Genomic DNA, 24,146 nt, shown 5'->3' with positions numbered 1-24,146 from the left:
TATGGGAAACGATGGGAGGCAGAAGGCAGGTATTCTGTATTTAAGAGGATGTTTGTAAATAAAAGAGAGTTAGTAGCGGTGTAATTCTGTGGGATTTAGCAGAAACAGGAAGTGTAAACTTAATTATTCAACAAAGCAACATTATTAATACAAGTAGAACTGTTAATCTCTTTTATTCGATTAATTAGCTCAATTCCATCTATATCAGGTAGTCGTATATCAAGGATTACAACATCAGGCAACTCATCTCTCACCTTCTCAATCCCTTTCATCCCACTATATGCTTTTGATACTCTATAACCTTCGTCCTCCAATACTTTACCAATAACCCAGCCCAAGTCTTTCTCATCATCAATTATAAGTACTTGTTCACCCGCCCTGTTCATTAACTCATCCCAAAAAACTCTTTATGTTGTTTTTTGTCTTACTTTTTAAGTAGTTCCTCTTTCCTTTTCAATAGGTGTTGAGCATACTTTGAGCGGAAGCCACCCATAGTAGATTTTACTAATTTAAGCTTCTCATCTATCTCTTCAATTATAAGCTTCCTTATTTTCTTGCTTTTCTCTTCGGATGGAGGTACCTCTTTCACTTCAGCAGGTGGCTTTTTTCTTTGGGTTTCTCTACTTTCTCTTCTATCGGAGGTACCTCTGGAGGTGTTTCTTTTACTTCGGCGGACGGCTCTTTTTCTTCAAGTTTTTTTGCTTTCTCTTCCGATGGAGGTACCTCTTTTATTTCAGTAGGTAATTTCTTCCCTTTAGGCTTTTTTGCTTTCTCTTTGGGTACTTTTGGTGTTACTTTTTCCTCATGGGTTATATTTTCATCTACCATAATTTAACTCCTTTTTATTTATACACTAACTTTTTCTCAAAGTCAAGTTTTTTTCTATTTTTAGTTGACAAAGATATTAATCCTTGGTATCATATTATTTATAAAGTAGGATATCAAAGACTCGACACTTGTTGTAGGGGTTTGATTAATCAAACCCCTACAAAATGATGAGAATTTTTATACCCTTTTTACTACTTATGCCCTCATTACTTTTTGGTGGTGTAGGGACACATACTTTTGACTTCTTAAATATACCAAATGGGGCAAGGTACGCTGGTATTGGTGGATGCAGTATGGGTATGGTTGGCGACCCATTTACACTATTCTCAAATCCTGCATGGTTACAAACTTTACAAGGTAAGAAAATTGGCTTCAATTATACACAATACATAGCCGGAATTCAAGGCGGGGGTGGCGCATATGTATTACCACTATTGAATGGAGTGGTCGGAGTAGGTATAAGTTATTTAAACTCTGGCAACATGGAAAAATTGGATGAATACGGTAATCCAGTAGGCTCAGGGATATTTTTTACATCACAGACTCTTATGCCAATCTTTGGGTATGCAACCACTCTCGGTAATTTACCTGCAGGGATAAACTTTAAAATTATATATCAAACAATAGATGAATATTCCTCTCTGGCAGTAGCAACTGATGCAGGCTTTGTGTTCCCAATTAAAGCTTACCCAGGGCTCACTCTTGGCGGGACAGTCCAGAATCTTGGGAGGCAGGTCGTAAAATTTGATACCCAGAATGAACCAATGCCAACATTTGCAAGAGTTGGTGGCAATTACTTACTATTTAATAACAATGTCCGAATATCAGCAGAAATATCTCTACCTGATAGGGAGCTCATTTTTGGAGCTGAGTGGCTGTTATCCCCAATACTTACCTTAAGGGGAGGGTATTATAGTCTGGGTAAAGAACTAAAAACTGGCTCTTCACTTGATATATTTGGTGGCCTCTGTTTTGGGCTCGGTTTTACAAGACATAACCTTACTTTAGATTATGCTATAACACCAAAAGTAGAGCTCGGCATAGTGAACCAAATCTCTCTCCTCTGGACCCTATAAACATTTACCAGTGTGTAAGATTACAAAAATCAACCCCAGTCCATATGGACACCACTACAAAACATAATCCAATGCCTAAAAAAGATAAGCCCACCCGCCTGCCAAAGCAAAGCGGCGGGCAGGTATGGAAAAAAGTCAGGTTCCCACTTCCTAAAAAATCTGAATATACACATTCTACTAAGAGAGGTAAAAAAGGGTATAGACGTGAAAAGATAAAAGAAGAGATAGAGCAACTGATTGAAGATGGGCTTGAATAATAACAGCTTTCTACTTTTTCTATCCAATTTGACTTATTTTTTTAAGAGCTCGCTTGCATATACTTCACAATACTTCCAGCAAAAAATCTTTTGACAAACAGTCATTTCTGTAATATAGTCTACGTGGACATTTAGAATAAAAAGTTTTGCTATCTGATTCTTAATCTTTAATATTTGAATTTTATACTATGCCGAATGCTGTTATTGGGATAACCTGTAGAAAGGATATAAAAAATAACTGGAATTATATACCAGAGCAATATGTGAAAGCAGTTGAAACAACAGGTGGAATACCTTTACTAATTCCATTGTTAGAGTCTAAGGAATGCATAAAAGAGGTTGCGAAAAAAATTGATGGTCTACTACTTTCCGGTGGTTCTGATATAAACCCAGTTCTTTATAAGGAGAAAGTAACCAAATGGATAAGAAAAGTAGATACAATAAGGGACGCTTTTGAAATTTACATTACTAAGATTGCCATTCTACTTGGGCTACCAATTCTTGGCATCTGTCGTGGCTGCCAAATACTGAATGTAGCTGCAGGTGGGACACTAAATCAGCATATTTTAAGACATTGGCAGAAAAAGCCAGTAGATTGTAAAACACATGAGATTGAAATTAAAAAAGGAACACTCCTTTTTGATGCTATAGGTAAAGAACAGGTAAAAGTGAACTCATTTCATCATCAATCCATAAAAACTTTAGCCCCAGAGTTCAAAGTTTCAGCAGTTGCAAACAACGGTATAATTGAGGCTATTGAGCACAAAGCACATAAATTTGTGCTTGGCATCCAATTTCACGCTGAATACCTGTGGCAGAACGACTGCTCCTTTAAAAATATCTTTTCTAAATTTGTAGATTCTTGTGCAAGAGGTGCGACCTACTATGAAAAAATTTGACCTCGCTATAATAGGGAGTGGGTCTGCTGGTTATGTAGCTGGAATTCGGGCTGCACAACTTGGTTCAAGTGTGTGTGTAGTAGAAAAAGATGAGATAGGCGGTATTTGCCTTAACCGTGGGTGCATTCCAACAAAGGCTATACTTGCAACTGTTAATACTTTCAATGCTGTAAAAGGGGCAACTAATTTTGGAGTTAAAGCAGAGAAGGCTAAGCTTGATTTCAAATATGCAATGCAAAGAAAGACAAGAATTGTCCAAAAATTAAAGGCAGGAATTGAATTCTTACTTAAACAAAATAGAATAGAAGTTATACATGGAACAGCAGTTATTACTGAGCCGGGGTGCTTAAAAGTTGGTAATAATGAGATTAAGTCAAAATCTATAATAATTGCAACAGGCTCAGTTCCTATTATGCCATTTAAAATTGACAGAGTGGATGTAGTAACATCTGATGAGGCACTAAATTTTGATGAGCCACCGAAGAGCATTTTAATTATAGGTGGCGGTGCTATAGGGGTTGAATTTGCGACCATTTTTAGTGGATGCGGTTCTAAAGTAATATTGGTTGAGATGCTACCAAGAATATTGCCAGAAGTGAAAGATGAGAAAATTGTGGTATTGCTTAAAAGGAATTTAGAACGTCAAGGACTAAAAGTACTCGAAGGAGTCAAAGTAAATGAAATAACCAATACACCTAACGGTATTCTTTCTTTGCTCTCCAACAATGAAAAAATCTTAACCGATAAAGTCCTTGTTGCCTGTGGTAGAGTTCCTAATTCATGTAGGTTTGAATCATTAGGACTGAAGCTTGATGGGCACCGCGTTGTTGTTGATGAACACATGCAGACAAATATTTTAGGTATTTATGCAGCCGGAGATGTAACAGGTTCCCCATTACTTGCTCATAAGGCATCAAAGGAAGGGGAAGTGGCGGCTGAAAATGCAAGTGGATTAGATTCTAAAATAGATTATAACTCAATACCGAACTGCATATTTTCAAATCCTGAAATTGCATATGTAGGTAAATTTGGAGCCGAACTCGATTGTGCAATTGTTGGTGAGTACCCGTTTGAAGGTATAGGTAAAGCTTTATGTATTGGTGAGGCTACAGGATTTGTAAAAGTTATTGCCGATAAAGTTGGTAAGGTCAAGGGAGTTCAAATTATAGGACCACATGCATCAGACCTTATTGAAATTGGGGTTATTGGAGTAAAAATGGGACTATCTGCAGATGAACTTGGTGACCTTATATATCCTCACCCTACACTATCAGAGTGCTTAAAGGAAGCATTACTTGATGTAACCAAACGCGCAATCCATAAAACTTACAAGAAGGTTACAAATAAAGTTTGTTGACTTTATCAGAAAAATGAAATAAAATTATAAATTCGTAGATGAAAATTACCCTATCAGTATCACCCCATATACATAAGGATATTTCAATTCAACGTATAATGTATACTGTAATCTTGTCTCTAATCCCTGCCCTTATTGGTGCTATATACTTTTTTGGATTTAAGGTCGTATACCTTACACTTATTTCATGTGTATCTGCTATCTTTACTGAGGCTTTTGCACAGCGTATAATGAAGCGTAAAGCGACAATTTTGGATGGTAGTGCATTATTGACAGGGCTACTTCTTGCATTTAATCTACCTGTGAACTCACCACTATGGATTCCAGTTGTAGGTTCTACATTTGCTATCCTTGTTGCTAAACAAGCATTTGGGGGACTTGGCTATAATTTTATAAATCCAGCTCTAGCTGGTAGGGCTTTCCTTGTTGCATCATGGCCAGTAATAATGACAGGGATGTGGAGTTCACCTATAAGACCAAGTTTTGCTACTCAAAGTGGGATTGGCGCAATCACAAATGCTACCCCACTTAATACACTTAAGATTTACTCATTTGAGCCTGTGGTTGTATCCCAACTTAACTCAAATAATACACTTATCAATCTGTTTTTTGGCTCAGTAGGTGGCTGTTTAGGCGAGACATCAGCGTTACTATTGCTACTTGGTGGTATGTTCCTTATTATAATAAAGTACATTGATTGGAGAACACCCCTCTTCTATATAGGAACTGTTGGTATACTAATGCAGTTACTTTATCAATTTGGTATAACCAAAGCAAATGGACTATTTCATATGTTTGCAGGCGGGTTATTTCTTGGTGCCTTCTTTATGGCTACAGATTATGTAACATCACCTATTACTCACAGGGGAAGGGTGATATTTGGGATAGGCTGTGGCATTATTACTGTTCTGATAAGAATCTGGGGTGGTTATCCAGAGGGTGTATGTTATTCAATCTTACTTATGAATTGCGTAACTCCATTAATTGATAGGATTGTGAAACCAAAAAAATTAGGAGGCTAAAATGAAGGCAAGGATGATATTGTCACTCACAATTGTATGTCTATTATGCGCTTTCTTACTTTCATGGGTTTACCAAGTTACAACTCTAAAAATAGAAAAAGATAAGGCTACAAAACTCAAAACTATTTTGATGGAAGTGTCTTTTCCTACTGCTAAAGAATACAAGGTTTCACAAAAAGATACTGTTGTTTGGGTTGCTTATGATTCACTAAAAGTACCCATAGGAAGTGCAAAGTTTGATGAGATTATTCGAGACACTCTGTGGTCTATTTCAGATACTCTTGATAATAAACTTGGTATTGTTTTTAAAGTATTTCCAAAAGGCTACGGGGGTCCAATTGAGACACTTGTCAGCTTAGGAATGGATACAACAATAATAAGCATAAGACCTGCAACTCCTGCTGAGGGGTTAAAAGAGACACCGGGACTTGGCACAAAAGTAAATGAAGGCTGGTTTAGGTATCAATTTATAGGTATTAAAGGATATGATATCTCACTTAAAAAGGATGGCGGCACAATTGATGCTATAACAGGAGCTACTATAACATCAAGAGCAGTAGCAAATGGGGTAAGAGATGGGGTTGAGAAATATAAGAAGTATTTAAGCAATCAATAATAAGATTGCTAACAGCATCGCTTACCAATTACTGGAGTGTGCTGGCTCAATTAGTGCCAATATAGCTTGATTGCTAACTATGTTTAAGTACTTTACTGAAGGTATAATTAAAAACAACCCAGTCCTTGTATTGATGCTTGGCCTTTGTCCTACACTTGCCGTATCAACCACTGCCTTTAACGCATTAGGAATGGGAGCTGCAGTGGTATTTGTATTAACTCTTTCAAATTTTACAATCTCACTTATAAGACAAAAAGTACCCAACACAATAAGGATTCCTGTATTTATTATTGTAATCTCTACTTTTGTCACAATTATGGACTACACATTACACGCATTATCAGCCGAGCTCTATAGCCAGCTTGGAGTATTTGTGCCATTAGTTGTGGTGAACTGTATAATATTGGGAAGAGCCGAAGCATTTGCATCAAAGCATGGAGTCATTGTAAGTGCATTAGATGGATTGGGGGCAGGGTTTGGATTTACTTTAATTATATTTTTGATGGGTGCCATAAGGGAAATACTTGGAAGTGGTAAAGTATTTGGACATATAGTTTTTGGAACAGCTTTCACTAAATCACCAATTATTTATATGATACTCCCACCCGGTGGATTCCTTGTAATTGCTTTCCTTATGGGGAGTATGAACTGGTTGCAACAGCAGAGGAATAAATGAGTATGTCACCATTTTTGATATTCCTTTCAGCATTTTTGGTAAACAATATTGTATTAATACGATTCATTGGCCTTTGCCCATGGCTTGGTGTATCAAAGCGATTTGATTCAGCACTCGGTATGTCAATGGCAGTTTTGTTTGTGATGCTACTTGCTTCATGGGTTACATGGATGGTATATAAATTTGTATTGATACCACTTAATCTTGCCTACTTGAGGACAGCTGTATTTATCCTTGTGATAGCATCACTTGTTCAGTTGGTTGAGATGTTTTTAAGAAAGCAAGTCCCTGCCTTATATTCTGCACTCGGTATATATCTACCATTAATTACAACAAATTGCGCAATCCTTGCAACAACATTCCTTGTCATAGATAACAATTATACATTTTTACAAGCAACAATATTTGCAGTAGGAACGGCACTCGGATTTACATTGGCTATTGTCCTTATCTCAAGTATAAGAGAGAAACTTGACCTCGCAAAGATACCTAATACCCTGAAAGGCGAGCCTATAGCATTTATAACAGCATCTTTGATGTCATTAGCATTCCTTGGATTTGTTGGCTTACTTGGACTGTCAATTTAACAAAATAGAAAGAGAAGGGATTACTTATCTTTTATTTGATAAGATAAAATGGATAAAATTCTATTTTAGTACAAAAAAAAGATGTGAAGACCAAAGATATGCTGGAAGTATAAAATTAGAAAAATACGTAAGTTTCTTAAATAGCGTTGGTATAGAGGAAGATAAGGTTGCTACTTTAACTCAAGTACATGGAGTTAAAATAAACACTGTTAAAAAACCTGGCAGATACGATGGAGACGGCTTGATAACAGATAAAAGGAATTTAGCACTCAGCGTATTAGTCGCTGACTGCATTGCAATCTCTTTATATCATCCTAATGGGATCATTGGTATTTTGCATGCAGGACGAAAGGGGACAGAAAAAGGTATCTTAAGCAAAGCACTACAGAAAATAAAAACAGAATTCGGTGTTTCAATAGCAGATATTAATATTATTTTTAGCCCCTCAATATGCACTAAATGCTATGAGGTAGACCTATGGAAAAATAATGAGAGTATAGCCAATAGGATGGGCTGTTATCGTATATTCAACCCAAAGATTTGTACTGCAGAGAATCCTGGTCTGTTCTGGTCATATAGAAGAGATAAGGGGAATACGGGTAGGATGCTTGCTTTAGTTATAATGGAATAAACACACTAGAATAATTTTTTCACCCTATATTATGTTATTTCATTATTTTGCTTGACAATAGACAAAAAAATAGTATATTTTAATGAATGCTGCGTAACCCAGAAAAGGTAAGTAGTATTTTACCCAATGTACTTGAGAGATTAGGATTAAAAAAAGGTATAGAACAGCACAAGGCTTTAATTATCTGGGACCAAGTAGTTGGTAAATGTATTGCATCTCACACTAAGCCTGGCTGGGTAATCGGTGGAATTTTATGGGTAATAGTAGATGACTCGGTATGGCAACAAGAACTTGAATTCCTAAAGCATCAGATTGTAGATAAAATCAATAAATACATTGAGGGAGCAAAAATAAGGGGGATTAAGTTTATACAAAGGAGATAATATGAAATATAGAGCTGAAGAAATAAAGGTTTTAAAAGACATTGAGGCTGTTCGTCGTAGGCCTGCGATGTATATTGGAGATACTGACAAGCATGGCTTACATCGCCTTGCATTTGAAATAATTGATAACTCAATAGATGAGGCAATGGGTGGATATTGTGACCGCATCGATGTAATTATTCATCCTGATGAGAGTATTACTGTCAAAGACAACGGCCGTGGAATACCTGTTGATAAGCATCCGCGTGAGAAGAAGCCGGGTGTAGAAGTTGTTATGACTACACTACATGCGGGTGGAAAATTTGACCATAAGGTGTACAAAGTCTCTGGCGGGCTGCATGGGGTTGGAGCATCAGTTGTGAATGCACTATCAGATTGGCTTGAAGTTGAAATAACAAGAGAAGGTAAAGTGTATCACCAGAGATATAAATATGGAAAAGCTACTACTCCGCTTAAAATAATAAAAAAAGGCAAGGAGTTCGAGGAAGGGACTACAGTCCACTTTCACCCTGACCCACAAATTTTTCCAAAAATAATGTTTAGCTTTGATTTACTTGCCGAGCGTTTGAGGGAACTTGCTTTTTTAAATAAAGGAGTCACACTTACACTTCTTGATGAACGGCGTAAGAAGTCACAAGAGTTTATTTACAAAGGTGGAATAATTGAATTTATTGACTTCCTAAATAAAGAGAAAACTGCTCTGCATCCGCCTATATATTTTAAGGAGGAGAAAGATGGGGTTGATGTAGAAGTAGCTGTCCAATATACCAACTCTTATATGGAGAATGTGTTCACTTATGCAAATAATGTAAATACAAAAGAAGGTGGGACTCATCTTTTTGGCTTCAAGGCAGGTCTTACAAGGGCAATAACTACTTATGCAAAGAACCATAATTTTTTAAAAGATACAGAGATTGTTGGCGATGATACAAGAGAAGGACTGACAGCGGTTGTCTCTGTAAAACTCAATGAGCCACAATTTGAGGGACAGACGAAGACAAAACTTGGTAATTCTGAAGTGAAAGGAGTAGTTGAGTCTCTCACTAACACCTATCTATCCCTCTATTATGAAGAGAATCCAAAATATGGTGAACTTACAATTAAAAAGATATTAACTGCAGCCCATTCGAGGATAGCTGCCCAGAAGGCACGTGAACTAACGAGAAAGAAGAGTGTGTTTGAGCAATCGCCACTACCCGGTAAACTTGCAGACTGCTCAGAGGATGACCCAACTCGCACTGAGCTTTACATAGTAGAGGGTGACTCTGCGGGTGGGTCTGCGAAACAGGGTAGAGATAGGAGGTTCCAGGCTGTACTCCCAATAAGAGGGAAGATTCTTAATGTAGAAAAAGCAAGTGAAGATAAGATACTGACTTCGGAAGAGATAAGAGCAATAATAAAAGCTATTGGGATGGAGAGAAAAGAGTACGTAGAAAACAAGGAGTTAAGATACAACAAGATAATAATAATGACAGATGCCGATGTCGATGGCTCACACATAAGGACACTACTTTTGACACTATTTTATAGACAAGCAAGGGAGATTGTAGAAAGTGGGCATCTATATGCAGCTCAACCCCCACTCTATCGTATAAAAGATAAAAATAAGAGCTTGTACGCTTATTCTGATGAGGAACTGAATGAAATACTGAAAAAATTGGGCCGTAAGCCAGAAATCCAGCGATATAAAGGACTTGGAGAGATGAATCCTGATGAACTATTTCGTACAACTATGGACCCACAAAACCGTGTACTCAAACAAATAGCACTTGAAGATGTGGTAGAGGCTGATAAAACATTTTCTATTCTGATGGGTAACAAGGTTGAACCGAGGCGTGAATTTATAGAGAAGAATGCAAAATATGTAGAAAATCTGGATATATAAAATTGGGTGCGTTACAAAATAATTTTCTTTGGGACATCAAATTTTGCAGTTCCAAGTGTAGAGATATTATCAAAACATCATACCTTGCTTACTGTTGTTACTTCACCAAACCCCTCACCAGTTAAGATTATTACACATAAGTTAGGAATTAAAGTTTTTGAGCCCGTTGATCCCAATTCTTCAGATTTCTTATCTATACTTAGAGACTTAGAACCCGATATGATATGTGTAGCTGCTTACGGTCACATCTTAAGTAATAATATCCTCACATTGCCAAAACTTGGCGCTATTAACCTTCATCCCTCTCTACTGCCTGCATATAGAGGGGCTGCGCCTATAAGGTGGGCAATTATCAACGGAGATAAAAAGACTGGTGTAACTACATTCTTGATGGATGAAAAGGTAGACCATGGAGACATATTACTGCAAAAAGATGTAGAGATTAATGAACTTGAGACTTTTGGTGAACTTGAATTAAAGCTCTCGAAAATGGGAGCAGAGTTGCTATTGGAGACACTTAATAAATTTGATGATATAAAACCAATCACTCAACCTGCTGAAGGTGTAAGCTATGCCCCCAAAATTACTAAAGAACTAAGGCAAATTGATTGGTCAAAAGGGGCAGTTAAGATTGTAAATTTGATAAGAGCGCTCTCCCCGAGGCCTGGAGCTTATACTATATTCAGAGGTAAACAACTGGAAATTTTACTTGCATCACCTATTGAGTCGCCTGGTAAACCTGGCAGAATTGAGCATGCCAAGGACGTACTTTGGGTAGGGACTGGTGCCGGTTGTATTGAATTAAAGTTACTTAAGCCTGAGGCAAAAAGGGAACAGACTGGACTGGACTTCATAAATGGCTATCATCCCAAAGTTAACGAAATTATGGGGTAAACATTTTTCTTCTATTAAAAGAGAATTAAAAATGCAAAATGAAAAATTAAGGTTTGAGGTTGATTTTATGCTTGGTAAGCTTGCAAAGACTTTAAGAGTATTAGGATTTGATACTAAGTATGTAAAGTACTGCAAGTCCACAGGATCCTTCGGAAGTAATGATATTCTTGCAGATAGCTTAAAAGAAAGCAGAATTCTCGTAACGAGGACGCATAAGTTCCCGAAAATCTCAAATGTATTTGTAATAAAGAGTGAAGAGCTACTGCAACAGCTAAAAGAACTTGACCACAAGTTTAAAATCCGGTCTCATATGAATCCATTTAGCCGTTGCTTAATTTGTAACTCCATTTTAGAAACCGTCCGTAAATCAGAAGTAAAAAGTAAGGTCCCATTTTATGTATACCAGACACATCGTGAATTTGGCTATTGTAGGGAATGTAACAAATTTTACTGGAAGGGTACTCATTACAAAGCTATAGTAAAGAGAGTAAAGAAACTATTATGAACCTGCAATCTTCAGAATGAACTCCATTACTGCACCTGATATTATTGGAATAGATAAATTATCGTCTACATCCCATGGGAGTAGCTCAACTATACAAGCTACGACTGCACCTATCAAACCGATAGTTAATTTCATGCCAGGGATTAACCGTACAATTACTATACTCACAAGTAATAGTATAAATCCTCCTTCAAGTGTCTTTTTGCCAAATATCTTAATTTTTCCTATAGTATTTCCAACTAAATAAGCAGATGTATCACCGACTGTCAAAAATAAGAGTGCACTCACAACGACTGGCTTTTCTAAAAAAAATATTGCACATATAAGAGCCCCTATAATAAATGCGGTTGCCCCTGTCAGAGTCTTTGACTCTTTATCCCATAGTAGCTTACCCACGGCACGGTAAAACAAGCTCTTAAATTTAATGTTTTTAAATCTCAAGTATTCCATTATAAGAGCAATCACAGCAATAAAGCTAATGAAGGTAATAAACTGAAAGCGTGAAAACAAATAATAAGAGAGCGGAATTAGTGATGCAGTGAGATGTATTCCCTTTCTCATCCAAATGTATTTAGTCATGGGTAAAAATAATTATAAATTATGAATGTAAATAAAGTCAAGTGAAAAGCATTTAAAAATGGCGATCTTTTCACCCTCAGACAAAAATTAATTGACAAAGATGTAAATTTAGAATAATATTTTAATAATGTATAATCGGATTTTACTTAAATTGAGTGGACAAATATTTGCAGGTAGACAAAAGTTTGGAATAGACTCAAATACCCTTGAATACTTGACACATGAAATAGTGGACGTCCATAACTTAGGTGTCCAAGTAGCGCTTGTAGTAGGTGGTGGTAATATATTCAGGGGTTCATCTGACGCTACTAAGCTTGGAATTGAGCATGTAGTAGGTGATTATGCAGGTATGCTATCAACGGTAATAAATGCGATTATCTTACAGGGAGTGTTAGAAAGGATGAATAAAGTGACACGCTTGATGAGTGCTATAGAAGTAGCGAAGCTCGCCGAGCCATATATAAGGAGGAGAGCAATAAGGCATCTTGAGAAAGGAAGAATAGTACTGTTTGCAGCAGGGACAGGTAGCCCTTATTTTACAACAGATACAGCTGCAATTCTTCGTGGTATTGAGATAAGGGCAGATGCTGTGCTTAAAGGAACTAAAGTAGATGGAGTGTATTCAAGCGACCCCAAAAATGGTAAGCCTGCAAAGCTTTATAAAAAGCTATCCTATTCAGAAGTTTTAAGTAAAAAACTAAGAATAATGGATTTAACAGCAATCACCTTATGCTCTGAAAACAAACTTCCAATAATAGTGTTTAATGTAAGAAAAAAAGGTAACCTAAAAAAAGTCGTTGAAGGCAAACCGGTTGGCACTTTAATATCGTGAAGACATTACAAGATATATATAAAGAGACTTCCGCTAAAATGAGTAAGACGCTTGATGTATTACAGCATGAATTTGTTACAATAAGGACAGGAAGGGCATCTCCTGGTTTAGTTGATAGAATCAAAGTAGACTCTTATGGTACATCACTCCCACTTAAACAGCTTGCCTCAATCGCTTGCCCTGAGCCGAGACTGATTACAATAAAACCGTGGGACCGTAACTTAATACCAGAGATTGAGAAAGCTATTTTACGTTCAGGTATAGGGCTTACACCTTCAAATGATGGGGTAGCAATAAAATTGCCTATCCCTACACTAACAGAAGAGAGGAGAAATGAACTTGTGAAAATAGTAAGAAAGGTAGCTGAAGAGTCAAAGGTTGCCCTCCGTAATATACGGAGGGATGCAATAGCTGAGATAAAGGAATTAGAGGGGATATCTGAGGACGATGAACATAGGGCTGATAAGGAAATACAACATATCACTGATGAATATACCGACAAGTTAGAAGAAATTTTGTCACGCAAGGAAAAAGAGATTATGGAAGAATGATAGGAATAGACCTTGCTAAACATGGGATTGATAAAAATAAGCTCCCTAATCATATTGCTATCATTATGGACGGCAATGGGAGATGGGCAAAAAACAGAGGGCTACCTCGGATTGAAGGCCATCGGGAGGGGATTGAATCTGTCAGAGATATAGTTGAGTCGTGTGGTGATATTGGTATTTCTAATCTCACCCTTTATACATTTTCTGAAGAGAACTGGAATCGTCCAATGAGTGAGATAACGGAATTAATGAAACTTTTGACCCATACACTTGAATCTGAACTCTATGAACTTAATAAGAATAAAGTACGCGTCCAGTTTATAGGACGCCTGCATAAACTACCTTATTCAGTCAGGACTCGTATGCAAAAGATGATAGAGACTACTAAGAATAATACTGGCCTTAATCTTACACTTGCCTTATCTTATGGTGGTAGGTCTGAGATAATAGATGCTGTGCGTAAGATTATTCGCTCTAATGTTAAAAGAATAGATGAGAGAACTTTCAAAAAATATCTATATGCACCAGAACTGCCAGACCCAGACCTTTTAATAAGGAGTTCTGGAGAACAGAGGATATCAAATTTCTTACTCTATCAAATTGCTTACACTGAAATCTATATAACTCCAGTCTTATGGCCAGATTTCAGGACTGCTGAACTCATTCAAGCAATCCAAGAATATCAGCGTAGGAAGCGTAAGTTTGGTAAGATATGAAAAATAAGCTGCTTCCCGGGCTGATAGTAGGTATTCTGTTTATCCCTGCACTTATATATATTGCAATTAGTGGTGGAATATATTATCTCATTTTAATAGAGCTTGGAATAGGAATTGGTGCTTATGAGTTTTATGAAATACTTGAAGCCAGAGGTCTAAAGCCATTTAAGTCTGTTGGAGTATTAGCTGCTTTTATTCTTGGCTGGAGCTCTTATTATGAATCACATATTTTTACATTTTTAACATTAACTGGCCTTTTCTTTTTTGTGTCAGTATCTGAACTCTGTAGAAAGGCTCCGGACCGTGCTATTTATCACATATCAGCTACCGTATTTGGCACTTTTTATGTAGGCTGGCTTATGAGCCACCTTGTGCTACTTAGGCAAATACCTATATTTTTATACCATCGTGAGCTAATACATAATTTAAGTAATCTAAAATTATACTACTTTTTCCCAAATAAAATATTCGCTCCAGATTATGGAATAGGGGCAATCTATACACTTATGCCTTTCATACTTGCATGGATGAATGATACCGGAGCCTATCTAATAGGAAGTAAATTAGGGAAACATAAAGTATTAAGAAGGGTATCACCTGCCAAGTCGTGGGAAGGTTGCATAGGGGGTGGAATTTTTGGTCTGATTGGTATATTTATATTGAGATACGGATGGGCTCCATGGCTAAGAGTTATTGACTGCCTGATTTTAGGTGGATTAAGTGCTTTTGCAGCTCCTACAGGTGACTTTGTTGAGTCAATGCTTAAAAGGGATGCAAATGTTAAAGATGCATCAAATATAATACCAGGACATGGTGGTATTCTTGACAGGTTTGATTCTGTACTATTTGTGGCTCCTATAGTATATTACTATTTAAGGTTCTTTGTTGTAAGATGAAAAAAAATGTTTGTATACTTGGGTCAACTGGTTCTGTAGGTAGAGCATCACTTGAGGTTATACATAACCTTAGGTCCAGATTTTATACATTTGCATTAAGTTGTCACAAACAAGTTAAGATTTTAGAACAACAAGTTGATAAGTTCAAGCCAAAATATGTTTGTATAACCGATACAGAGAGTGCAAAAAAATTTATCCCCAGGAAAGGTATAACTCTACTTACAGGAAAATTGGGTCTCTGCACTCTTGCAAGTCACCCAGATATAGACATCCTTATAAATGCACTTGTTGGAACCGATGGTGTATATCCAACACTTGAGGCAATAAGAAATAAAAAGCGTATTGCTATGGCAAACAAGGAAACACTTGTTGCTTATGGTAAAATTATAATGAAAGAGTTGGCTAAATGTAGGGGCGGGGTTACCACGCCCCTACTTATACCAGTTGACTCAGAACACTCTGCGATTCACCAGTGTCTGGATTTAAATCGCTCACCAGTAAAGCGCATAATCTTAACTGCATCTGGTGGTCCATTTTTACATAAAAATATAACTTCAAGGACTACATGTGAGCAAGCATTAAGACATCCAGTATGGCAAATGGGTAAAAAAATAACTATAGACTCTGCTACCCTTATGAATAAGGGGTTTGAAGTAATTGAGGCATCAGTACTATTTAAAATTTCACCCAAATATATAGAGGTTGTTATACATCCTCAATCAATAATTCACTCTGCAGTTGAATTCGTAGATGGCTCAATAATTGCTCAACTTTCTTTACCAGATATGAGATTGCCAATCCAGTATGCTTTAACATATCCAGAGAGAGTACCTTCACTTATTAAGCCGTTGCACTTTGACCAAATAAAGAAGCTTGAGTTTTTAAAGCCGGACCTCAAGAAGTTTCCGTGTCTTAAACTTGCATATGAAGCAGCTGAAAAAGGTGGAACTATGCCTTGTGTATTAAATGCAGCAAATGAAGTTGCTGTTCAATCATTTTTACGCAAAGAAATCAGATTAACTGACATCTCTGAGCTTGTAGAAGAGATAATGGGAAAGCATCTCATTGTGAAGTCACCTAAGATTTCTGATATAGAGGCTGCTGATTTATGGGCAAGAAGGGAAACGAAGAGAATGATTCAAAATGGGAGTTGGTAAGCTATGTTAGTTACAATAGTAGGCGCTATAATAGCACTCAGTGTTTTAATCATGTTTCACGAGTTTGGTCACTTCTTATTTGCAAAACTTGCTGGAATAAGAGTGGAAAATTTCTCTCTTGGGCTTGGACCTAAAATTTTTGGAATAAAAAAGGGAGAAACGACTTATAGATTATCTTGGATTCCTTTTGGTGGCTTTGTAAAACTTACAGGAATGGAGCCAAAAGAAGTTAAAGGTGAGCCACATGAATTTGCATCTAAATCAGCAAGAGTTAAAATAGGGACAGTTATAATTGGGCCAATATTTAATTTTTTATTAGCAATTCTCATTTTTATCATCACTGCCGGTATTTTTGGGACCCAAGAGCTGCCAACAAGGACTGTAAAATCAGCTGGTCACCAAACCGAACTTAAGCCATTTGATGAGATTATTGCAATAAACGGTAGCCAAGTGATCGCATGGGATGATATAATAGAAAAACTATCTTATAAGGATAGTGCAAACTGCTTAATTAAAAGAAACAATAAAGAACTACAGATTAAAATCTATGCCAGGACTGGAGGGTTTGGGCTTGAGCCACTGATTTTACCAATAGTCGGTGGGTTAGAGCAAAATGGACCTGCATGGAAAGCAGGGATTCGTGAAGGCGACCTGATAACGAGAATAAATGATAAAGAGGTATATGATTGGGATACACTTGTTTCAATAATCCGTGAAAATCCGGGTAAAGAAATATCAATAGGCTGGCAGAGAGCCGGTAATTATATGGAGGCTAATTTGGTGCCTAAAAAGGAGCAAGTGCTCGATGGCAATAAATTAAAAGATATTGGGGTGATTGGTGTTAGAATAAAGCTTATAAGAAAGCCAGCTGGCCTTGCAGCCTTTAAGGATGGGTTTTTAAAAGCAGTTGGAACTGTTGCAATTACTATTTCATTTTTAAAACAACTTATAACTGGTAGAGTCTCACCGAGGATGCTTGGCGGTCCACTTGCAATTGTAAAACTTGCAGGTGAAAGTGCAAGGTGGGGGGTTGAAAATTTTTTAACATTTGTTGCCTTTCTTTCAATACAACTCTTTATACTTAATCTTATTCCATTCCCACCGCTTGATGGAGGCCAAATTTTACTCATTGGAATAGAAAAATTGAGAAAAAAGCCAGTATCAGAGAGAGGGATAAACCTGATTCAAAATATTGGATTTGCCCTACTTATTATGCTAATGGTATATGTGACAATGAATGACATAATAAGAATAATAAAATGAACCTAGCTTGTAGAAAATATTTATAAAAAATCCTAATTTCTAAATTCTAAACAAATCTAAGATTCGAAATTGACAAATCCAATATTTATGAGATAATAGGAGTATGAATATTAAGCATGAAATTGAACAAATAATTAAAGATTCGCTTGGTATAGAATTTAGCTTATCTGAACCAAAAGACACACAATTTGGTGATTATTCAAGTTCTGTAGCTTTTACACTCGCCTGCCCGACAGATGACAGGCGGGCAAAATCACGTCCCCCAAAAGAAGTGGCGACTGAATTAGTTTCTAAACTTAAGATTGACCCGAGATTGGTGGAGCGAGTAGAAGTTGGAGGTGCTGGTTTTATAAATTTATGGCTAAGTCAAGACTTTATTCGTAATCTTTTACCTAAAATACTGGAAGAAGGTAACAAGTTTGGGTCGTCAAATCTTGGTAAAGGTAAAAATGTTTTGGTTGAGTTTGTTTCAGCCAATCCTACAGGGCCATTAAATGTAGCAAATGGACGAGCTGCAGCTGTTGGTGACTCTATTGTACGCATCTTAAATTTTACTGGCTATAATGCAGATTCAGAGTACTATGTAGATGACTGTGGTAGACAAGTAGAGTTATTGGAAGAATCAATAAGGACAAGATATGAAGAATTAGATGGAAAAGTAGTTAAGTTTCCAGATGCTGGATACAAAGGCAAGTATATAAAGGATATTGCTTATGAACTTAAAAATTTGGGCAGAAATGACTTTAAAGAATATGGAATAAAAAAGATTGTGGAATTGCAGCGCGCTACACTTGAGAAATTTGGTGTAAAATTTGATAACTGGACTTATGAAAGTGATATAAGAAAATCGGGTAGACCACAAGAAGTTATTAACAAAATTAAGCAAAAGGGGGTTGCTTATAAAAAGGATGGCGCACTCTGGTTTAAGACAACAAAGTTTGGTGATGACAAAGACAAAGTCCTTGTTAAAAGTAGTGGTGAATTTACTTACCTTGTTCCAGATATAGCTTATCACCTAAATAAATTTGATAGGGGCTATAAACTCTTAATCAACCTTTTTGGTCCCGACCATATTGCACATATACCTGAACTTGAGACTGGTATATCTATTTGTGGATACCCGAAAGATGCGCTAAAAGTTATTATAGTCCAGTGGGTAACACTTATAAAAAAGGGTGAAAAAGTTGGCATGTCAAAGCGGAAAGGTGAGTTTATAACTCTTGACGACCTTATTGATGAAGTAGGTAAGGATGTAGCTCGCTTCTTCTTTCTGACAAGGAAATGTGAATCACATCTTGACTTTGATATTGAACTTGCAAAACGTGAATCCAAAGATAATCCAGTTTACTATATTCAATATGCATGTGCGAGGATATCAAGTATTTTAAGATTAGCTAAAGAAAAAGGAATTGAAGAGGTGAGACCTCAACCTGAATCCGCAATTCTTTCACTCCTCTCAACACCCGAAGAGCTGTTGCTTATAAGGAAGTTAATCCATTTTCCGGAGATTATTGAGCTTGCAAGTTTAGAGCTCAGCCCCCATTTCATACCATTTTATCTAATTGAACTCGCTACCCTTTTTCACAACTTTTACGAGAAGCACAGGGTAATATCAGATAATATGCCACTTACCCAGGCAAGGTTAACACTTGTGAGTGCAGTAAGACAAGTACTATCAAATTCCCTCTCTCTAATAGGTATCACAGCACCTGAAAGGATGTAAGTAATGGAAGATTATTTAATTGTAAAAACAAAGATTACTTCACCCAAGCTTGGCAAAAATATACTTAAACGGCCAAGACTATTAAATTTACTCCGCAATAATCTTGATAAGAAACTTATATTAGTTTCAGCAGATGCTGGTTATGGGAAGACGACTCTAATTTCAGACCTGGCTTCAGAGATTGAGCGGCATAGAAAAGCATGGTATACCATAGATAAAGGAGATGCTGACCTTGTAGTCTTTATGTCTTATCTTGTAGAAAGCATTGCTCAAGCTTATCCAAACTTCGGTAATAAAACAAAAATTATTATTAAAAATGTAAAAGACTTATCCGCTAATCTTGAAATAGTGGTAGGCGCATTTATTAATGAACTTATGGATACTTTAAAGGATGAGCTTTTTATATTCATAGATGACTATCATTTAGTAAGTGAATCGAAATCAATAAATGATGCATTAGACTATCTACTTGAACATCAGCCCCAAAAATTACACCTGATTATCTCAACTCGCACTTTACCTACTATTCGATTAGCAAAGTTAAGCTCAAAACAGGAACTATTTATGCTTAAAAAGGAAGACCTTCAGTTTACACAGGAAGAAGTAAAAGCCCTATTTAAAGATATTTACCATACAGAGGTCCCAGATGTAGAATTAAGTAAGTTTGAAGAATATACAAAAGGCTGGATTACTGCACTTCAACTTATTTCTCAGGAATTGAGCTATAAAGGAGCGAATGAAGTCATCCCGATTTATCGGGACTCAAAAGTTGGTGAAAAAGTATTCAAATACTTTGCTAATGAAATAATACAGAAACTACCGGATAAAATGCAGTCTTTTCTGCTTAAATCATCTATTTTAGAGACCATGGAGCCGGAACTCTTGAACAATGTGCTTGGAATAAGTAATTCAACTGAGATGTTAGACTCAATAGTAAAGCTTAACCTCTTTATTTCTATTATTCCGGGCGAGAAAAAAGTCTTTAAGTATCACCCAATTTTCAGAGAATTTTTAATGCATCGTCTAATTGATACTTTTGGCAAGAAGTTAGTCGATAGTTTACATCGCAAAGCTGGTACCTACTTCATAAAGGCGGGTGACATAGAGAACGCAATTCCACACTACCTTAATTCAGCAGATTATGAGAAGGCAGCGGATTCTATAGAAAAGGTGGCTGGGAACATGATTGACAAAGGAAAATTAGTCACGGTTAATGACTGGATAAATAACTTACCTTCTGATTTGATAGATAACTTTCCACGACTCTTAATGGAAAAAGGCAGTTTATTGTATTGCCTGGGAGAGTTGGATGAGGCAATGCACATATTCAAAAAAGCAGAAAAACTCTTTAGAGAAAGGGATGACAAGCGCGGTACATCTCGTGCTCTTCAAGCAATTGGAATGGTAACTATAAATAGAGGGGATGCAAATGAAGGACTAGAGATTGAAAAAAATGCTCTCCACTTAGCATCCCCAAAAGCATATTCCCTCAGAGCATACATATTGAATGACATAAGTCGGGCTCAACGAAGACTTGGAAAATATAAAGAAGCAATTAAAAGCTTAACTGAAGCACTCTCTTTGTGCAAAAAAACAGAAGATATGTCCCTTAAAATAATTGTACTACATAATCTGGGACTGATTTATCAATCTCAGGGCGATTTTACTCACGCAGAACAAAGTTATAAGGAAGTTATTGAAACATGTAGCAAAACTCCGTTCCCTTGGATAGGTACTACTTATAATAATATGGCTATCCTATCATTAGAAAAAGGTGATTTGACTCAATGTAAGAGATGGTTAGAGATGAGTATTCAAATTTGTAAAGAATTTAACGACAAAAGAGGGTTGCTTTATACCTATATAATAATGGGTGAGATGTTAGCTGAAACAGGAGACCATGAGCTCGCTATGGAAAAATATCAAGAAGCACTGGCGCTTAATACGAAGCTAAAGGAAAAAGAGACGGAAAGTGAGTGTTTGGAAAATATTGCCAAGCTATACCTACTTCAAGGTGATTATTATCGTGCAAAACAATACATTAACAAAGCATTAAAAACTATCGAGAAAAGTAGTAAGAGTTTACGCATTGCTCGAGTACTCCTGACCCAAGGTAAGATTGAAATAGCAACCGGAGCTTTCAAAGAGGCCGAAGTTACTTTGTTAAAATCTCTTCCTATAATTGAGAATCTGGGGGCTAATTATGATTTAATGCAAGTCTACTTCTGGCTTTCTCAACTTTACTTTAAAAAAAGTATTCTCCATGAAGAGCAAAAGTTAAAACATTATATAAAGGAGGCGTTGAACCTTGCAAGTAAATATGAGTATGACCATTTTTTGATTAAAAATTGTAAACACAACTTTTCTCTCCTTGAATTTGCAATCAGACACAAAATTGAGCCCCGATATGCAATTTTTGTACTGTCACAGATAGGCACTTCTGCATTTGAGACTCTAACTTCATTGTTTGAATTAAAAGATGAATCTATACAAAGGTGGGTGATAGAGGGAGTAGTAAATATTGGTGATGAGCGTGCTTTGACTTGGTTAGAAAAACTGAATAAAGAAGAGTATCCCTCACTTAAGGAAGATATCTCACAAGCAATTAACAAACTTCAAAAGGTAAAACGAGTCCCAATGGTAGAGGCAATTCATGAATTGCCCTTACATAAAGAGGTAGAAGTAAAGTATAGATTTGAAAATATAGTAGGTAGGCATCCAAAGATGCAAGAGGTATACAATCTCTTAGAAAAAGTAATTGATACAGATGCTACAGTTTTAATCCAGGGTGAGACAGGGACAGGAAAAGAATTGGTTGCAAGGGCTATACATTATAATGGGAAGCGTAAGGATAAGAAATTTATCGCTATAGCCTGCGGAGCTTTGCCTGAAACATTATTAGAGAGTGAACTATTTGGTTATGTGAAGGGAGCATTCACAGGTGCAGTAGGTACAAAGAAGGGGTTATTTGAAGAAGCAGATGGTGGCACCTTATTCTTGGATGATGTTACCAACTTAACCCCTGGCATACAGGCAAAATTACTCAGAGTATTGGAAGATAAAGAGATAAGACCTGTAGGTGGACTATCCTCAAAAAAGGTAGATGTCCGTATTATTACCTCAACAAATAAAGATTTAGAGAAAGAAGTAAAAGAAGGTAAATTTCGTAATGATTTGTATTACCGATTAGCTGTAGTTACGATTGAAGTACCGCCTCTTAGAGAGCGGAAAAGTGATATACCTTTGCTTGCACAGCATTTCATTAGAAAATACTCAAAAGCCATGAATAAAAATATTAAAGGATTTGAAAAAGAAGCAATAGATTTGCTACTCTCTTACAACTGGCCAGGGAATGTTAGAGAACTTGAGCACGAGATTGAGCAAATGGTAATTTTTACTGATACCGATATAATTACGAAAGAAATGCTTTCTACTAAGCCTTTCTCTATCTTTATCGGAGATAAACAAGCAATGCTATTGGGAGGAGGAATAAAAGGATTTTCTTTAAAAGAAACAAAAAAGGAAGCTGAAAAGTTGGCTGGAATTGCATACATTCGTGATACACTTCTAAAATATAACTGGAATGTAACCTATGCTGCCAAAAAATTAGGAATTTCCCGTCGTCACCTTCACCGCCTATTGGGAAAATACCACATAGAGAGAAAACCTCACTTAAAAATAAACAAAACAAATACATAGTACCCCCAAAACGACTCGCAAATGTTAGACTGTGACCAATATGGTCACACTTCACCTAACAATTGGCTAATTCTTAATCTACGAGCTATTTATACTCCTGAAAGGTAAAAACGAGTGTGACCAAAATTGTCTCATTTATCTTCGTCCCGTATTGTTTAGATAAAATTCAAAGAGAAAAAGACGAAACTCATAGTTCTTTGTGTAACAAACAATTAGTTAATTCACTAAGCATTTTTTGCCTTAAAATGGACATTTTGTCACGGAATTTGCTATATTATATAAACAATTAATGGCTGACAAAACTCAAATTGAATGTGAGACCCGCCTTGACTCGGCGAGGCAGGTAAGAACTTATCTTTTAAATGAGGAGTACGGGAAGGCAATTTCTATTTATAGAGGGGTTATTAATTCACAGGATGGTAATGGTGACCCAGATATTCACGAGCTTATTGGTAATGCCTATGTAAGGATGGATAAATTAGAGGCTGCTGTTCAGGAGTACCTTTATGCAATTAATCTTTATGCAGATAGGGGGTTATTTGAAAATGGGGTAGCAGTTTGTAAGAAGATAATGAGAATCAGCCCTTATAATGAGACAGTTTACTTTAATTTAGCCTGGCTTTATGCTAAACTTGGTTTGTTAGAAGAGGCAATGAATTCCCTTATAACTTATTTAAAACTCTCTAAAGATAGAAAAGAACTACAAAAAGAGCCACAAAAATATAGGAAGATGATGGATTTATTTACAGATGATGAATCACTAAAATCAAAACTTAATGAAGTTTTTGGCTTTAACCCAGATGGATTTGCTCAATATGTAGAAGGATATAACAAAGTTAAGAAGTTACTTATTGAGGGATATAGTATAGATGAAATTAAAGAGGCAACTGGTTTTGATAATGAACTTATTAAAAAGTATCAAGAAATTGCCAACAACCATTTAATAGGGGAGGTGTAAGATGGGGAAGATTTTTGGATTTTTTGTAAGTTTAGGCGAAGTAATGAGTAAAAAAGGAAAGAGAGAGGAAAAGAGAAATAATTTCTTCCTCACTTCCTTTCAAAGGGAGGTGTAAAATGTTGAAACGTAGCGGAAATCCCGCTCTTGCAGGGAAGA

The 24,146-nt window shown here is 36.5% G+C and carries 26 protein-coding genes; 22 read left to right on the top strand and 4 right to left on the bottom strand.

Translation table 11 applies throughout. The features are described from left to right. Window positions 1-119: 119 nt before the first annotated feature. From QMD71_08310 to QMD71_08300, 3 genes are read right to left on the bottom strand one after another with little or no spacing between them, the layout of a single operon-like run. Complete coding sequence (locus QMD71_08310; GenBank protein MDI6840829.1) at window positions 120-386, bottom strand: response regulator; 267 nt, start codon at window positions 384-386, stop codon at window positions 120-122. Between the two features lie 38 nt (window positions 387-424). Next, window positions 425-589, bottom strand: coding sequence for a hypothetical protein (locus QMD71_08305; protein MDI6840828.1), 165 nt, complete (start codon window positions 587-589; stop codon window positions 425-427). Continuing rightward, window positions 586-828: a hypothetical protein gene (locus QMD71_08300; GenBank protein ID MDI6840827.1), complete on the bottom strand. Its 243-nt coding sequence runs from the start codon at window positions 826-828 to the stop codon at window positions 586-588. Before QMD71_08300 ends, QMD71_08305 begins: the two co-directional genes overlap by 4 nt. 197 nt (window positions 829-1,025) lie before the next feature. On the opposite strand from QMD71_08300, the gene QMD71_08295 reads away from it, so the two are divergent. From QMD71_08295 to QMD71_08235, 13 genes are all read left to right on the top strand, one after another. Continuing rightward, window positions 1,026-1,904 carry a PorV/PorQ family protein gene (locus QMD71_08295; protein MDI6840826.1) on the top strand — a complete coding sequence of 293 codons (879 nt, stop codon included), beginning with the start codon at window positions 1,026-1,028 and terminating at the stop codon, window positions 1,902-1,904. 44 nt (window positions 1,905-1,948) lie between these two features. Beyond that, window positions 1,949-2,161: a hypothetical protein gene (locus tag QMD71_08290; GenBank protein MDI6840825.1), complete on the top strand. Its 213-nt coding sequence runs from the start codon at window positions 1,949-1,951 to the stop codon at window positions 2,159-2,161. A 188-nt stretch (window positions 2,162-2,349) separates the two neighbouring features. Further along, entirely contained in the window at window positions 2,350-3,060 is a 711-nt protein-coding gene (locus tag QMD71_08285) for a gamma-glutamyl-gamma-aminobutyrate hydrolase family protein (GenBank protein ID MDI6840824.1), read from the top strand. Further along, a complete protein-coding gene (gene lpdA, locus QMD71_08280; protein MDI6840823.1) occupies window positions 3,047-4,417 on the top strand; it encodes a dihydrolipoyl dehydrogenase in 1,371 nt (456 codons plus the stop codon). The genes QMD71_08285 and lpdA overlap by 14 nt, the downstream gene beginning before the upstream one ends. 38 nt (window positions 4,418-4,455) lie before the next feature. Continuing rightward, window positions 4,456-5,439, top strand: coding sequence for an RnfABCDGE type electron transport complex subunit D (locus QMD71_08275; GenBank protein ID MDI6840822.1), 984 nt, complete (start codon window positions 4,456-4,458; stop codon window positions 5,437-5,439). Between the two features lies 1 nt (window position 5,440). Next, window positions 5,441-6,055 carry an FMN-binding protein gene (locus QMD71_08270; GenBank protein ID MDI6840821.1) on the top strand — a complete coding sequence of 205 codons (615 nt, stop codon included), beginning with the start codon at window positions 5,441-5,443 and terminating at the stop codon, window positions 6,053-6,055. 79 nt (window positions 6,056-6,134) lie between these two features. Further along, on the top strand, window positions 6,135-6,731 hold the full coding sequence (locus QMD71_08265) for an electron transport complex subunit E (GenBank protein ID MDI6840820.1): 597 nt from the start codon (window positions 6,135-6,137) through the stop codon (window positions 6,729-6,731). 2 nt (window positions 6,732-6,733) lie between these two features. Next, window positions 6,734-7,318, top strand: coding sequence for an RnfABCDGE type electron transport complex subunit A (locus QMD71_08260; protein ID MDI6840819.1), 585 nt, complete (start codon window positions 6,734-6,736; stop codon window positions 7,316-7,318). Continuing rightward, a complete protein-coding gene (locus QMD71_08255; protein ID MDI6840818.1) occupies window positions 7,302-7,949 on the top strand; it encodes a polyphenol oxidase family protein in 648 nt (215 codons plus the stop codon). Before QMD71_08260 ends, QMD71_08255 begins: the two co-directional genes overlap by 17 nt. A gap of 86 nt (window positions 7,950-8,035) precedes the next feature. Beyond that, window positions 8,036-8,332: a DUF721 domain-containing protein gene (locus tag QMD71_08250; GenBank protein MDI6840817.1), complete on the top strand. Its 297-nt coding sequence runs from the start codon at window positions 8,036-8,038 to the stop codon at window positions 8,330-8,332. A 1-nt stretch (window position 8,333) separates the two neighbouring features. Further along, window positions 8,334-10,217: a DNA topoisomerase (ATP-hydrolyzing) subunit B gene (gyrB, locus tag QMD71_08245; GenBank protein MDI6840816.1), complete on the top strand. Its 1,884-nt coding sequence runs from the start codon at window positions 8,334-8,336 to the stop codon at window positions 10,215-10,217. Between the two features lie 6 nt (window positions 10,218-10,223). After that, window positions 10,224-11,111, top strand: coding sequence for a methionyl-tRNA formyltransferase (fmt, locus tag QMD71_08240; protein MDI6840815.1), 888 nt, complete (start codon window positions 10,224-10,226; stop codon window positions 11,109-11,111). A 31-nt stretch (window positions 11,112-11,142) separates the two neighbouring features. Continuing rightward, window positions 11,143-11,616: a Mut7-C RNAse domain-containing protein gene (locus tag QMD71_08235; GenBank protein MDI6840814.1), complete on the top strand. Its 474-nt coding sequence runs from the start codon at window positions 11,143-11,145 to the stop codon at window positions 11,614-11,616. On the opposite strand, the gene QMD71_08230 is transcribed toward QMD71_08235, so the two are convergent. Continuing rightward, on the bottom strand, window positions 11,611-12,177 hold the full coding sequence (locus tag QMD71_08230) for a hypothetical protein (protein MDI6840813.1): 567 nt from the start codon (window positions 12,175-12,177) through the stop codon (window positions 11,611-11,613). The genes QMD71_08235 and QMD71_08230 overlap by 6 nt on opposite strands. Window positions 12,178-12,319: 142 nt before the next feature. Between QMD71_08230 and pyrH the strand changes: the two genes are divergently transcribed. The 9 genes from pyrH (at window position 12,320) to QMD71_08185 (ending at window position 23,990) form a co-directional block, all read left to right on the top strand. Further along, entirely contained in the window at window positions 12,320-13,027 is a 708-nt protein-coding gene (gene pyrH, locus QMD71_08225; GenBank protein ID MDI6840812.1) for a UMP kinase, read from the top strand. A gap of 38 nt (window positions 13,028-13,065) precedes the next feature. Next, on the top strand, window positions 13,066-13,578 hold the full coding sequence (gene frr / locus QMD71_08220) for a ribosome recycling factor (GenBank protein ID MDI6840811.1): 513 nt from the start codon (window positions 13,066-13,068) through the stop codon (window positions 13,576-13,578). Continuing rightward, on the top strand, window positions 13,575-14,294 hold the full coding sequence (locus tag QMD71_08215) for an isoprenyl transferase (protein ID MDI6840810.1): 720 nt from the start codon (window positions 13,575-13,577) through the stop codon (window positions 14,292-14,294). The genes frr and QMD71_08215 overlap by 4 nt, the downstream gene beginning before the upstream one ends. Then, window positions 14,291-15,190, top strand: coding sequence for a phosphatidate cytidylyltransferase (locus QMD71_08210; protein MDI6840809.1), 900 nt, complete (start codon window positions 14,291-14,293; stop codon window positions 15,188-15,190). Before QMD71_08215 ends, QMD71_08210 begins: the two co-directional genes overlap by 4 nt. Next, window positions 15,187-16,347 carry a 1-deoxy-D-xylulose-5-phosphate reductoisomerase gene (dxr, locus tag QMD71_08205; GenBank protein MDI6840808.1) on the top strand — a complete coding sequence of 387 codons (1,161 nt, stop codon included), beginning with the start codon at window positions 15,187-15,189 and terminating at the stop codon, window positions 16,345-16,347. Before QMD71_08210 ends, dxr begins: the two co-directional genes overlap by 4 nt. Before the next feature lie 3 nt (window positions 16,348-16,350). Then, the gene (gene rseP / locus QMD71_08200) at window positions 16,351-17,610 is read left to right on the top strand and encodes an RIP metalloprotease RseP (GenBank protein ID MDI6840807.1); all 1,260 of its coding nucleotides are present in this window, start codon (window positions 16,351-16,353) and stop codon (window positions 17,608-17,610) included. A 103-nt stretch (window positions 17,611-17,713) separates the two neighbouring features. Further along, window positions 17,714-19,333 (top strand): arginine--tRNA ligase, encoded by a 1,620-nt coding sequence (gene argS / locus QMD71_08195; GenBank protein MDI6840806.1) that lies wholly within the window; start codon window positions 17,714-17,716, stop codon window positions 19,331-19,333. A 3-nt stretch (window positions 19,334-19,336) separates the two neighbouring features. Then, on the top strand, window positions 19,337-23,032 hold the full coding sequence (locus QMD71_08190; protein ID MDI6840805.1) for a sigma 54-interacting transcriptional regulator: 3,696 nt from the start codon (window positions 19,337-19,339) through the stop codon (window positions 23,030-23,032). 289 nt (window positions 23,033-23,321) lie between these two features. After that, a complete protein-coding gene (locus QMD71_08185) occupies window positions 23,322-23,990 on the top strand; it encodes a hypothetical protein (protein MDI6840804.1) in 669 nt (222 codons plus the stop codon). The last annotated feature ends 156 nt before the right edge of the window (window positions 23,991-24,146 follow it).

It is taken from the genome of bacterium (assembly GCA_030018315.1).
Classification (GTDB): domain Bacteria; phylum Hydrothermota; class UBA3073; order JACQXS01; family JAGMCI01; genus JASEGA01.
Note: the sequence above shows the minus strand (reverse complement) of the source record. Positions and strands in the feature narration are given on the sequence as shown.

Excerpts from the sequence above, each read along its gene's own strand:
- QMD71_08310 (MDI6840829.1), bottom strand. The coding sequence starts at position 386 with ATGAACAGGGCGGGTGAACAAGTACTTATAATTGATGATGAGAAAGAC.
- QMD71_08300 (MDI6840827.1), bottom strand. The coding sequence starts at position 828 with ATGGTAGATGAAAATATAACCCATGAGGAAAAAGTAACACCAAAAGTA.
- QMD71_08295 (MDI6840826.1), top strand. The coding sequence starts at position 1,026 with ATGCCCTCATTACTTTTTGGTGGTGTAGGGACACATACTTTTGACTTC.
- QMD71_08290 (MDI6840825.1), top strand. The coding sequence starts at position 1,949 with ATGGACACCACTACAAAACATAATCCAATGCCTAAAAAAGATAAGCCC.
- QMD71_08285 (MDI6840824.1), top strand. The coding sequence starts at position 2,350 with ATGCCGAATGCTGTTATTGGGATAACCTGTAGAAAGGATATAAAAAAT.
- lpdA (MDI6840823.1), top strand. The coding sequence starts at position 3,047 with ATGAAAAAATTTGACCTCGCTATAATAGGGAGTGGGTCTGCTGGTTAT.
- QMD71_08275 (MDI6840822.1), top strand. The coding sequence starts at position 4,456 with ATGAAAATTACCCTATCAGTATCACCCCATATACATAAGGATATTTCA.
- QMD71_08270 (MDI6840821.1), top strand. The coding sequence starts at position 5,441 with ATGAAGGCAAGGATGATATTGTCACTCACAATTGTATGTCTATTATGC.
- QMD71_08265 (MDI6840820.1), top strand. The coding sequence starts at position 6,135 with ATGTTTAAGTACTTTACTGAAGGTATAATTAAAAACAACCCAGTCCTT.
- QMD71_08260 (MDI6840819.1), top strand. The coding sequence starts at position 6,734 with ATGTCACCATTTTTGATATTCCTTTCAGCATTTTTGGTAAACAATATT.
- QMD71_08250 (MDI6840817.1), top strand. The coding sequence starts at position 8,036 with ATGCTGCGTAACCCAGAAAAGGTAAGTAGTATTTTACCCAATGTACTT.
- gyrB (MDI6840816.1), top strand. The coding sequence starts at position 8,334 with ATGAAATATAGAGCTGAAGAAATAAAGGTTTTAAAAGACATTGAGGCT.
- QMD71_08235 (MDI6840814.1), top strand. The coding sequence starts at position 11,143 with ATGCAAAATGAAAAATTAAGGTTTGAGGTTGATTTTATGCTTGGTAAG.
- QMD71_08230 (MDI6840813.1), bottom strand. The coding sequence starts at position 12,177 with ATGAGAAAGGGAATACATCTCACTGCATCACTAATTCCGCTCTCTTAT.
- frr (MDI6840811.1), top strand. The coding sequence starts at position 13,066 with ATGAGTAAGACGCTTGATGTATTACAGCATGAATTTGTTACAATAAGG.
- QMD71_08215 (MDI6840810.1), top strand. The coding sequence starts at position 13,575 with ATGATAGGAATAGACCTTGCTAAACATGGGATTGATAAAAATAAGCTC.
- QMD71_08210 (MDI6840809.1), top strand. The coding sequence starts at position 14,291 with ATGAAAAATAAGCTGCTTCCCGGGCTGATAGTAGGTATTCTGTTTATC.
- dxr (MDI6840808.1), top strand. The coding sequence starts at position 15,187 with ATGAAAAAAAATGTTTGTATACTTGGGTCAACTGGTTCTGTAGGTAGA.
- rseP (MDI6840807.1), top strand. The coding sequence starts at position 16,351 with ATGTTAGTTACAATAGTAGGCGCTATAATAGCACTCAGTGTTTTAATC.
- argS (MDI6840806.1), top strand. The coding sequence starts at position 17,714 with ATGAATATTAAGCATGAAATTGAACAAATAATTAAAGATTCGCTTGGT.
- QMD71_08190 (MDI6840805.1), top strand. The coding sequence starts at position 19,337 with ATGGAAGATTATTTAATTGTAAAAACAAAGATTACTTCACCCAAGCTT.
- QMD71_08185 (MDI6840804.1), top strand. The coding sequence starts at position 23,322 with ATGGCTGACAAAACTCAAATTGAATGTGAGACCCGCCTTGACTCGGCG.